The organism is uncultured Oscillibacter sp. (assembly GCF_947654275.1).
GTDB lineage: Bacteria > Bacillota > Clostridia > Oscillospirales > Oscillospiraceae > Oscillibacter.
Map to the genome: position 1 here is coordinate 1 of NZ_CANTJS010000073.1, position 11,000 is coordinate 11,000.

At 60.1% G+C, this 11,000-nt stretch carries 9 protein-coding genes and 1 pseudogene; 8 read left to right on the forward strand and 2 right to left on the reverse strand.

Going from position 1 to position 11,000, the window contains the following annotated elements; all coding sequences use genetic code 11:
• Nucleotides 1-289 precede the first annotated feature (289 nt).
• Nucleotides 290-469, forward strand: coding sequence for a hypothetical protein (locus Q0063_RS13385; protein WP_297872471.1), 180 nt, complete (start codon nt 290-292; stop codon nt 467-469).
• Nucleotides 470-589: 120 nt separating this feature from the next.
• Entirely contained in the window at nt 590-2,002 is a 1,413-nt protein-coding gene (locus Q0063_RS13390) for a DUF1351 domain-containing protein (RefSeq protein WP_297872472.1), read from the forward strand.
• Nucleotides 2,003-2,054: 52 nt separating this feature from the next.
• Here Q0063_RS13390 and Q0063_RS13395 read toward each other — a convergent pair whose 3' ends face one another.
• Entirely contained in the window at nt 2,055-3,317 is a 1,263-nt protein-coding gene (locus Q0063_RS13395) for a zinc ribbon domain-containing protein (RefSeq protein ID WP_297872473.1), read from the reverse strand.
• Nucleotides 3,314-4,078: a serine/threonine-protein kinase gene (locus Q0063_RS13400; protein WP_297872474.1), complete on the reverse strand. Its 765-nt coding sequence runs from the start codon at nt 4,076-4,078 to the stop codon at nt 3,314-3,316. The genes Q0063_RS13395 and Q0063_RS13400 overlap by 4 nt, the downstream gene beginning before the upstream one ends.
• Nucleotides 4,079-4,142: 64 nt before the next feature.
• Here Q0063_RS13400 and Q0063_RS13405 point away from each other — a divergent pair, with 64 nt between their 5' ends.
• From Q0063_RS13405 to Q0063_RS13430, 6 genes and pseudogenes are all read left to right on the forward strand, one after another.
• Nucleotides 4,143-4,316, forward strand: coding sequence for a hypothetical protein (locus Q0063_RS13405; RefSeq protein WP_297872475.1), 174 nt, complete (start codon nt 4,143-4,145; stop codon nt 4,314-4,316).
• A complete protein-coding gene (locus Q0063_RS13410; RefSeq protein WP_297872476.1) occupies nt 4,313-4,564 on the forward strand; it encodes a hypothetical protein in 252 nt (83 codons plus the stop codon). Before Q0063_RS13405 ends, Q0063_RS13410 begins: the two co-directional genes overlap by 4 nt.
• A gap of 71 nt (nt 4,565-4,635) precedes the next feature.
• The gene (locus Q0063_RS13415; RefSeq protein ID WP_297872477.1) at nt 4,636-8,340 is read left to right on the forward strand and encodes a leucine-rich repeat protein; all 3,705 of its coding nucleotides are present in this window, start codon (nt 4,636-4,638) and stop codon (nt 8,338-8,340) included.
• A 15-nt stretch (nt 8,341-8,355) separates the two neighbouring features.
• A complete protein-coding gene (locus Q0063_RS13420) occupies nt 8,356-9,801 on the forward strand; it encodes a VWA-like domain-containing protein (protein ID WP_297872478.1) in 1,446 nt (481 codons plus the stop codon).
• A 24-nt stretch (nt 9,802-9,825) separates the two neighbouring features.
• Nucleotides 9,826-10,686: pseudogene (locus tag Q0063_RS13425) on the forward strand (leucine-rich repeat domain-containing protein); the annotation flags it as partial.
• Between the two features lie 97 nt (nt 10,687-10,783).
• Nucleotides 10,784-11,000 (forward strand): leucine-rich repeat domain-containing protein (locus Q0063_RS13430; protein WP_297872479.1); only part of this gene is annotated, 217 nt, incomplete at its 3' end.

Below are 11,000 nucleotides of genomic sequence, written 5' to 3' on the forward strand. Positions count from 1 at the left end.
TGCTTTTATCGCCGCGGTACATGTTCGTTGTATCGCTATTTGGGCTGCCATACGCACTTAACTCGAGTAGACGCCATCTAGGATGTCACGGCTTGAGAAGTCTGTCAAGCCGCCGGCACGGAGTTTTTCAAGTGTAGGATACCATGCGGGTCCATCATTTACCCTATGCAGGCTGCATAGGGTTTCAAATTTTTTAAAGACCATATGCAGCCTGCATATGGTTTTCTCTGTTTAAAAATGGTAGAGTAACGTTAGAAAACAGCGCTATGGCGCGGAAGAAGAGGACCGTATGGAACGAGACACGGAGGCTTTGCGGAAGGAACTGCTGGACGAGGCTTGCGCCGGAGCGTTTTCCGGCCTGGGGGCTATGATTCTGGACGCAGACGAGATTCAAAACGCGGACGGGGCGAAGCTGGAAGAAATTGCGCGGCGGTGCGGGAAGCAACAAATTTGCCATCAAAATTTTTAGGAGGATATATTAGACCTCTTGCGAAATTGACTTTACCATAGCAGGGATGCTTGATTACCGATTTGCTTGGTTTTATCTATTCATTTGTTCAGAACTTTTTATTTTCGCAAGAGGTCCATTATGAGCGTAGGCTACCAAATGGAATACAGCGTCATCATCAAGGGTACACGAGCGGAGTTTGAACAGAAAGGGGTATGTTCCATGGACAATTTACAGCTTTTCTCCCGCCAGCAGCCGGGACAGGTTTCCATCGACAACTTTCAGGAGCTGAAGACGGCCCTCGCCGCCGTCTTGGAGCGCTACCAGAGCATGGTTTACACGGAGGACCGCCTGGCCGACGCCAAGGCCGACAAGAAGGAGCTCACCCGCCTCCGGGGGGACATCGACGGCCGCCGCAAGGAGATCAAACGGGCGTATCTGGCCCCCTACCAGGACTTTGAGGCCCAGGTCAAGGAGCTGCTGGCCATGGTGGACGAGCCCCTGGGCGAGGTCAAGGCCTTTATCTCCGAGATGGAGAGCCGGGAAAAGGCGGCTAAGCGCCAGGAAATTGCGGTGTACTTTTTCCGGCGGAGCGGCGCCCTGGGCGGCCTGGCCGAGCAGGTGCTGAACAGCCCCGCCTTCTTTGATGAAAAGTGGCTGAACAGGAGCACCTCCGCCAAGATCTGGCAGACCGCCGTGGATGAAAAGATCACCCGCATCTCCCGGGACCTGAACAACATCCGGACCACCGCCGGCCCCCACGCCGGGGCCGTGACCGCCAAGTACCTGGAAACCCTCTCCACGGCGGGCCTTGCCGGCTTCCGGAGCCAGATCACGGCGGCCGCCGCCCCGGAAGCCGCCGCCCCGGTTTTCACAGACCGCCGCCAGGGGTCACTGACCCTCCGGCTCACCGGCGGCGCGGAGGAGCTGACCCAAGTGATGGAGGTGCTGTCCATACTGGCCGTGGACTGCGAGATCCTGGAGGACGGCCGTCCCCGGTCCATGCCGGAGCGGACCGAGCCGGACTTCGACTCCTTCGTCTGCTTCGATCTGGAGACCAGCGGGACCTACGGGGCCGCCAACGGCGACAGCCCCGCCGAGATCACGGAGATCGGCGCGGTGCGGGTGGTGAACGGAAGGATTACGGAGACCTTCTCCCAGCTGGTGAATCCCGGGCGGAAGATTCTCCCCCGCATTGCCGGCATCACCCATATCACCGACGAGATGGTGGCGGACCAGCCGGGGCCAGAGGAGGCCATCCGGCTGTTCGCAGACTTCGCGGGGGACAGCGTCCTGGTGGGGCACAACATCCGGCAGTCGGACCTCCACTACATCGACCGCGCTGCCCGGCGGGCGGGGATCCGGCTGGAGAACCCCTTTTTTGATACATACCGCTTTGCCCGCAGGCTGAAAGAGGCCCAGGGCTGGGAGAATGTCAAGCTGGAATACCTGTCGCAGCGCTTCGGCATCGACCAGCCGGACGCGCACCGGGCCTGGTGCGACGCCCAGGCCAACGCCCTGCTGTACATCAGGCTCAAGGAGCTGGCCGGGTAAAAAGAAACGTCCCCAGACACCGTTGGAGCGCCTGGGGACGTTTGTATGCGGGCTATTGAAAAATCGTCCGCTCCAGCTCCAGCTCCTGGCCGCAGCGGTTGTCAATGTCCGTGCCGTTGCCGGAAAAGAGGGTGCCGGGAAATTTCAAGGGTGTTTCTATGCCCACCTGCTCCAGCAGGATGGCGGTTTGGTTTCCTTGGAAGGTGTTGCCTTCAAACTGGCCGTCCGAGATGTTGGGCTCCGCGTTGTTGATGTGGAGGCCAATGCCGTTGTCCGAGAAGGTACATTGGTCCGTGTTGACCCATGCGGTTTCCGAACAGAAAACGGCGGTGTCCCACCCGGAGAGGCGGCAGTTCGTCAGGTGAAGGCGGGACATGGCGGAGATGCCCGTGCCGCCGTTTCCCGTGAAATCAATGTCTTCGAAACAGGAGATGACGCCGCCGGAGTACACGAGGTGGACAGGGCCGGTAAAGGCAGTGCGCTCGCCCGTCCGGTCGAGACTGCCGTAGAGGTTTACCGCCATGCGGTTCAACACCAGTTCTCCTTCATAGGTCACGGGGGGAAGATGAATGTTGATTTCCGCGTTGGGCTCCGCCGTGCGGCCAATCTCCTCCAGCAGAGCCTGGAGCTCCTCCAATGTATCCATGGGAGCGTCCTCCGGAGTGTAGGTATAGGTTTTGATGGAGCGGAAGTGATGGGCCTGCCGGACCCGGATGGTGTCGCCGTTTTTCATATTCACCGTGAAGACCAGCTGGGCCTCGTAGTCTCCGGCGTTCCAGATGCAAAAATCCACATACGTGATACCGGCGGCATGGGGGACATAGTCCGTTTGCCGGACAGGAGGGGTGCAGGAGAGCCGCATGTCCTGTACGCCGCCGGGGTTGAGGCTGGCAAACTCGGCGGTGATGCGTTCCACCTGGGGCAGAAAGTCCCCGGCGGCGTCCTCCCCGGTGCTCACGTCATTGATAAAAAGCAGAGAGGGATACCGGCCGTCAAAGTTCACCGCCGCGGAGGCGTAGCGGTCGCTGAAGGGTATCGTGGGCGTATCAGCCCAGGCGATGCAGAGCTGATAGGTCCGGCCCTTCGTGTCATAAAGGGCCTCTGCGGTTCCGTTGTCATAGGTCCTTGGCGTGAGGCTCCAGATAAAGACCGCCAGAAGGACCGCCGCCAAAACCGCGAAAAAGACGAACACCGCCTTTACGGCCAGGCGTTTGCGGCGCCGGGCCTTTTCGCGGATAATAACGCTTTTTGCGCAGCTGGGGCAGAAGGATGCCTCGTCCGGAAGAACCTCGCCGCAGTGGGGACAGGCTTTCACAGTTGAATCGCCTCCATCAGATGGATTGCGCTCCGATAGCGTTTTTCCGGGTTCACCTGGGTGCACCGCTGGACCACCCGGCCCAGGCGGCCATCCGCCAGCTTTCGGGAGGGATGCTCCCCGGTGAGCATCACATTCATCAGCACGCCCAGAGAGTAAATATCCGCTTGGGGACCGGACTGGGAAAGGCCGTACTGCTCCGGCGCGGCGAAGCCGGTGGTCCCCAGGACCACGGTGTCGTTTTCATGGGCGGGCTTGTGGAGGCGGGCGGCATCAAAGTCGATCAGCACCGCCTCCCGTTCCCGGAGGATGACGTTCTCCGGTTTGATATCCCGGTGGACCGCGCCGAAGGAGTGCAGTACCCGCAGAGCCTGGCAGAGCTGGATGATGATTTCCCGGGTCGCCTTTGGGGAGAGGGGAGCGGCTTTCAAAAGAAAGTCCAGGGTGTCCCCCTGGATGAATTCTTCCAGCACCAGAACCGTTCCCTCCTGCTCCGCCGTTTCCAGAACTTCCGGAAGGTTCGGGCAAGAGTAGCGCAGCAGCTTTCGGTAGACCTCTCCGCTGCCGGAGAAGCGGCGAAAAACCAGGAGCCTCCCCGTTTTTTTGTGGCGGAGGAGGAAAACGCCGCCCCGCGGGCCTTCCTTAAGGGGACGGACCTCTTCAAATTCCAGCTGAATGGCGCTGGAGAGCCAAGCGTAAATAAAAGACCGCCTCCTTAAAAAAGCACGTACCCTATGCAGACTGCATATGGTTTTTCTCATTCTTAAAGCGTATGATGCTATTTAATATACAGCATATTGAAAGAAAAGTAAAGGAGAATATCTCATGGAAAAGACAACCGGCGATTTGCGGGACGAGCTTTTGAGCCAGCCCCATCTGGACGAGTATTTGAAGGAGAACGGGGACCAGTTTGTAAACTGGGGTCTGACGGAACAGCTGATGCGGTTCTTTGACGAAAAAAAGTTTCGAAAGCGGCGGTGTCGCGGAACGGCGGCATGAGCGAGGTCTATCTCTATCAGGTGCTTTCCGGGCGGCGGAATCCCTCCCGGGACCGTTTGCTGTGCATCTGCTTCGGCCTGGGGACGACGGAGGAGGAGACCCAGCGGCTTTTGAAGTGCGCCGGTTTGGCGCCGCTGTATCCGCGTTTGAAGCGGGACGCCATCATTCTGCACGGCATCGCCCATGGCACGCCGCTGGCGGAGGTCAACGACAAACTGTTTGAGAAGAACGAGAGGACGCTGTATTGAGCTTTCCCGGCGGCCCTGACATCGTGGAGGAGCCGGATGCTATATGGAATTCAGGAAAGGAAACGGAGATTATGAGCACAGTTATGGAACAGAAAAACCTGCTTTTGCGCAGGCGGGAAGCGCTGAAAGGGGAGCTGGCGCAAACAGAGGCCGCTCTCTCGAAAAAGACGGAGGTATGTATGCGGGCCAGCTGCAATTTTGCCGAAGCGGAGGCGCGGCAGGGAGAAGCGGGAGCTTCGCTCCAGGAGCTCCGGCAGCTGGTGGAGAGCGCCGTCAGAGAGGTCAAGGCCCTGCGTGAGGAGCACGGGCGGCTCAGCAAAAGCCTGGAGGAGCTGGACGCGGTGCTGGCTCTTCTGGACCAGCTGCCCGCCGGAGAGCCAGGGGAACCGCAGGCCCGGAAAGCGGGAGAGCCTGAAAAGCGGACAGAACAGGCCCAAACGGCGGCGGAGAAAGCGCCGCCCCGCCCCGGGCTCTCGTCCTATTTTCAAAGCCGCCTGGACAGCGTCCTCCAGCGTCTGGAGGCATACTACCCCGACCGCGTTATCCAGGACAGAATCGACCAGGCTCATGAGACGCTGGGCCGGGACCTGACCGATCTCTATAAACTGCTGGGCTATGCCAGCCGGAAGGAATTTCTGGACGCCTACGGCTATCAGAGTCCTTCCGCAATTCAGGAGAAGCGCTCCACGGAGGATCCCACCGATGTTGTCCAGCGGAAAACCGAAAACGTCCTCCGCCGCCTGGAACAATACTATCCGGACCATGTGATTCCCGGACGCCTGGAGCAGGACCACAAGTCCCTCTCCAGCGATATCTCCGAGGTCTACCGCCTCCTGGGCTACGAGAGCCGCGCGGAGTTTCTGAACGCCTACGGCTATACATACCAGCCATCCGTGGGCGGACGGCCCGCCCAGGACTTCCAGCCCATGCTGGATGCCCTGGCGGAAAAATACCGGGACCGGGAGAAGCCCACTGCCATGGGCGTGCTGCTCTTTGAGAACCCGGAGTACAAAGGGCCGCTGAAGACTCTCTCCAACAAGGCCCAGGAGCTTTTGGGCATGACGCTGGTCACATACCTCCGTTCCATCGGCGTCATGGCGGAGAAGGGCGCCCCTCGGGGCCGCTCCGCGTCCGCCGCCAGGCAGGAGGGGACCGCCTCCGTCGCCGGACTCTCTCCCGCGGCCACGGCCAGACTGAAAGACCTCTACCTGGGCTTGAATCCCCGGTTTTACGGGACCTTCGAGGACGCGGCGCGGAAGCTGGCTGGGCTGGAGGCAGGATGCACCAGGGGGCAGTACGCGCGGTTTTGCATCACCGGGGCCACGGACTGCCGCCCGGACCTGGAGATTCCCCAGGGCATCCACTTCATCCAGGAGGGGGCCTTCCAGAATCAGCAAGGACTGGAAACCATCGTTTTGCCGGAGAGCCTGACCGAAATCCAGGCGTCGGCCTTCGAGGGCTGCACGCATCTGCGCCGGGTGATTCTCCCCGCCGGGCTGGAAAAGGTGGGAGACCGGGCCTTTGGCGGCTGTACCGCTTTGGAAGAGGTGGATTTTCAGGGAGGTATTCCCCGGGTCAGTCCAAGCGCCTTTGAGGGCTCCGCTTACCGGTACACCCCGCCGGAGATTCCGGAAGACTCGGACGGCCAGGACTTTACCTATACCTCCGGCGTCGGAGGCGTTACCATCACCGGCTACACCGGCACAGCGGAAGAGCTGGACATCCCCAGGACCATCCAGGGCGTCCCGGTGCGGACGATCGCCAAGGGCGCCTTCAGCGGCAACCGGAACCTGACCAAGGTCACCATGCCCGATACCATCCAGCGCGTCCAGGGCCTGGCCTTTGAGGGCTGCATCAGCCTGCGGAAAATTCACCTCTCCAACGCCATGACCAAGCTCATCAACACCACCTTCAACGGCTGTATCGGCCTGCGGGAGGTCAATATTCCAGACGGCGTGACAGCCCTTCGGGAAAAAACCTTCAAGGACACCGCCCTGGAACGGGTCCACATCGGCAAGAGGCTGGAGACCCTGGACCCCGGCTGTTTCTTCCGGACCTATGACCTGGAGGACGGACGGAACAACCATCCCCAGGCCCTTTCGGAAATCACCGTTGACCCAGAGAACGTCCATCTCAAGGCGGAGATCCCCTTTGTGTTCTCCGCCGGCGGCAGAACCCTTTGCGCATTCTTTGGCACGGGCATCTGCGAGATTCCGGAGGGCGTGGAGCGGATCGGGCCCAACGCCTTCTCCGCGCGGACCGGCCTGACGGATGTGGCCTTCCCCTCCACCTTGACTGAAATCGGAGAGCACGCCTTCTCTTATAGTCCCTCTCTGCGGCGTGTAGAATTTGGCGAAAACCTCCGCATCATCGGAAACTCTGCCTTTTACCACTGCGAACGCCTGAGCAGCGTCCTGTTCAGCGAAGGACTGGAGGAGATTGGGGACTATGCGTTCCACAGCTGCCCCATCCACCTGGTCTCCCTGCCCTCCAGTCTGCGGAAGCTGGGGGAGGCCAGCTTTGACTGCCTCTACAACTATTATGATTTCCGGGTGAACTCCCAGGAGCTGCGCATCGCCCCAGGCGGCCCCATCGAGGCGGACGGGGACGCGGTTTATCAGACGGAAGGCGGGGAAAAGACCTTACTCAGGACCTACGGCCCCCAGTTCGCCACCTATCACTATTACGAGGAAGATGATGAGGATTACGATGAAGATGATGAGGATTACGACGAGGAGGACGAGGCGGTCCTGAACCGCTATACCGTGGCGGAGGGTACCACCGTGATCGCCAGGGGGGCCTTTGAGAACTGCGGCGGCCTGATTTCCGTCACGCTTCCGGATTCCCTGCGGGAGATCGGGCCAAGGGCGTTTCGCGGCTGTAACAGGCTGAAAAGCATCCAGCTTCCCCATGGCCTGCGCTCCATCGGGGCAGAGGCGTTCCGGGGAACGGTCATCGAGGAGCTTGTGCTTCCGCCGGAGATTGCGGCCATCGGAGACGGGGCCTTTGCTGGCAGAGAATACAGCAACGAAGCCGCTGTCCTGCGGAGCATTCAGGTTTCCGGCCAAAATCCGCACTTCCGGACCGAGGGCAACTGCCTCCTCCGGCGAAAGGAGGACGGGAGCTGGTCCCTGATGTCCGCCTTTGGAGAGGACGAGACAGTAACGGTGCCGGAGGGCGTCACCGAAATCGAGTCCCTGGCCTTCGACTGCCGGACGATGCAGGAGGTCCGGATTCCGTCCTCTGTCCGCGACATTGCCCAGGACGCTTTCCACGAGTGCAGAGGTCTGCTCCGGCTGCGCCTGGAGTACGCTCAGCCGGAAAACGGCCAGAGCTGGGCGGTGTTTTACTTCCCGGAATTCCAATATGACTCATGCAGCGCACGAAATCAGTATCTGGACTGCATCCGAACCAACCGGGACGGCGTGTTCGATATCGTGAAGTACGACAGCCTCTTCCCCTCCATCCAGAAGTTCAAGGACCGGGTGCTGATTGCCACGGACCGGCTGAAATCCGCGGTCCAGCTGGTGCCGCTGTACCGGGACGAGTACCTGAACTGGCTGCGGGAGAACGCCGCCGGGGCGGTGGCGGTTGTCATTGAGTTTGACGATCTGGCAGGCTTGAACACCCTGGCGGAGCTGGGGGTCTTCACCGGAGAGAACATCGACGAGAGCATCGAGCTGGCGAACTCCGCCCAGAAGCCGGAGGTTTTGAGCTATCTGATGGACTACAAAAATGCCCACATCGGCATCACGGAAACGGACTATGAGCTGTAAGGGAGGAGAAACGCCGTGGAAAGACAACAGCGGGCGGAGGAGCTGGCGGTTCAGATTTTGAAATACGCCCGGAACGAGCTGCTGGTGGCCTTCCGGTTTCTGGATTTGGCCCTGTGCAAGCCGGAACTGCAAGCGGGTGGCCTGGAGACCCTCGGCATAGACGGGAAATACCTCCGTTTCAACCCGGATTACATATTTGAGCTTTACAAGCAGGGCGGCGGGGAGCTGAACCACAGCTGCCTCCACGCCATTTTCCACTGCGTATTCAGCCATCCCTTTGTGAACCCTGCCATTAACCGCGAGCTGTGGGACCTGTCCTGCGACATCGCGGTGGAGGGCATCCTCAGCGAGCTGAACATGAAGCAGCTGGAGACGCTGACCGGCTCCGCCATGGCGGTGGAGCTGGCGGCGCTGGAACAGGGCGGCAAGCTGACAGCGGAACGGCTGTATAAGCACTTCACGGACGCACCCCTGTCCCAGGGGGAGTACCAGCGCCTCCGTGATTTGTTCCGCCGGGATGAGCACAGCCCCTGGTACGCGCCGCCTGAGCAGCAGAGAAACGCTTTTCTTGCGGCTGCCGGGCAGGGCGGCGGTTCAGAGGGCGGTGAAGCCGCTTCGTCCGGCTCTATGACCGTTGAAATTTCAGCGGATGGATCGGCAGGTGGATCAGCAGGTGGATCAGCGGGCGGATCAGCGGATGGACCGGCGGATGGACCGGCGGGCGGCAGCCTTCAGGCCGAGTGGCAAGCCATCAGCCAACGGGTGCAGGTGGATTTGGAGACCGCCTCCCAATCCTTCTGGGGGGACCGGGCCGCGAACCTTCTGCAAAACGTCCAGGAGGTCAACCGGGAGAAATACGACTATTCGGACTTCCTGCGGAAATTTGCCGTCCTGGGGGAAGACATGCAGATCAACGACGACGAATTTGACTACATTTTCTATACCTATGGTCTCCAGCTCTATCAAAACGTGCCCCTCATCGAGCCGCTGGAGTACAAGGAGGTCAAAAAAATCAAGGATTTCGTCATTGCCATCGACACCTCGGGCTCCGTCCAGGGAGAGCTGGTGCAGGCCTTTCTGACGAAAACCTATAACATCCTGGCCCAGCAGGAGAGCTTTTTCAGCAAGATCAACGTCCATATCATCCAGTGCGACGCGGAAATCCAGGAGGACCACAAGGTCACCTCCTGGGAAGAATTTCAGGACTTCCTCAAAACCATGGCGCTCAAGGGCTTCGGAGGAACGGACTTCCGCCCGGTGTTCCAGTATGTGGACGAGCTGCGGCGGAAAAAGGAGTTCGACAACCTCAAGGGGCTGATCTACTTCACCGACGGCTATGGGACCTTCCCGGAGAAGAAGCCGGACTACGACGCGGCCTTCGTCTTTATCGACGATGAATACGGCCAGCCGGAGGTGCCGGTCTGGGCCATCAAGCTGATTTTGCAGAAGGACGAAATTTAATTTTATTTTAAGAGGTATTTAACCATGAAAAGCAAGCAGAATTTTGTCATTGAGAACGGCGTTTTGACCAAGTACACCGGCCCCAGCGGCGATGTCGCCATCCCGGAGGGCGTCAAGGCAATCAGGTGGAGTGCCTTCAAAGGCTGCACGGGCCTGACCAGCGTCACCATCCCGGAGAGCGTCACGGAAATCGGCAACAAGGCCTTCGAAGGCTGCACAGGCCTGACCAGCGTGACCATCCCGGAGGGCGTCAAGGAAATCAGGTGGAATGCCTTCTCTGGCTGCACAGGCCTGACCAGCGTGACCATCCCGGAGAGCGTCACGGAAATCTGGGGCGGGGCCTTCGAAGGCTGCACGGGCCTGACCAGCGTGACCATCCCGGCGGGCATCAAGGAAATCGAGAATCAGGCCTTCTATGGCTGCACGGGCCTGACCAGCGTCACCATCCCGGAGAGCGTCACGGAAATCGGAGGTTATGCCTTCTATGGCTGCACGGGCCTGACCAGCGTGACCATCCCTGCGGGCGTCACGGCAATCGGGGAGTATGCCTTCTATGGCTGCACGGGCCTGACCAGCGTCACCATCCCTGCGGGCGTCAAGAAAATCGGGTGGCATGCCTTCTCTAACTGCACGGGCCTGACCAGCGTGACCATCCCGGAGAGCATCACCTCTTTTGGTAATGGGAGTTTTTCGGAGACTCCCTGGTTGAAAAGCCTGGGAGATTTTGCGGCTGTCAACGGCATTTTGCTGACATATCAGGGAGTTGACAGGGATGTGACCATCCCGGAGAGCGTCACGAAAATCGGCGTAAGTGCCTTCGAAGACTGCACGGGCCTGACCAGCGTGACCATCCCGGCGGGCGTCAAGAAAATCGGGAAGCAGGCCTTCAGAGGCTGCAGGGGCCTGACCAGCGTGACCATCCCCGCGGGCGTCAAGGAAATCGGGGGGGGAGGCCTTCTCTGGCTGCACGGGCCTGACCAGCGTGACCATCCCTGCGGGCGTCACGGCAATCGGGGAGTATGCCTTCTATGGCTGCACGGGCCTGACCAGCGTCACCATCCCGAAGGGCGTCAAGGAAATCGGGGAGGGTGCCTTCAAAGGCTGCAGGGGCCTGACCAGCGTGACTATCCCGGCGGGCGTCACGAAAATCGGCGTAAGTGCCTTCGAAGACTGCACGGGCCTGACCAGCGTGACCATCC

What these genes read in the sequence shown, in the direction of transcription:
- Q0063_RS13400 (WP_297872474.1), bottom strand. Translation starts at nt 4,078, where the DNA reads ATGAGAAAAACCATATGCAGTCTGCATAGGGTACGTGCTTTTTTAAGG.
- Q0063_RS13415 (WP_297872477.1), top strand. Translation starts at nt 4,636, where the DNA reads ATGAGCACAGTTATGGAACAGAAAAACCTGCTTTTGCGCAGGCGGGAA.
- Q0063_RS13405 (WP_297872475.1), top strand. Translation starts at nt 4,143, where the DNA reads ATGGAAAAGACAACCGGCGATTTGCGGGACGAGCTTTTGAGCCAGCCC.
- Q0063_RS13385 (WP_297872471.1), top strand. Translation starts at nt 290, where the DNA reads ATGGAACGAGACACGGAGGCTTTGCGGAAGGAACTGCTGGACGAGGCT.
- Q0063_RS13390 (WP_297872472.1), top strand. Translation starts at nt 590, where the DNA reads ATGAGCGTAGGCTACCAAATGGAATACAGCGTCATCATCAAGGGTACA.
- Q0063_RS13410 (WP_297872476.1), top strand. Translation starts at nt 4,313, where the DNA reads ATGAGCGAGGTCTATCTCTATCAGGTGCTTTCCGGGCGGCGGAATCCC.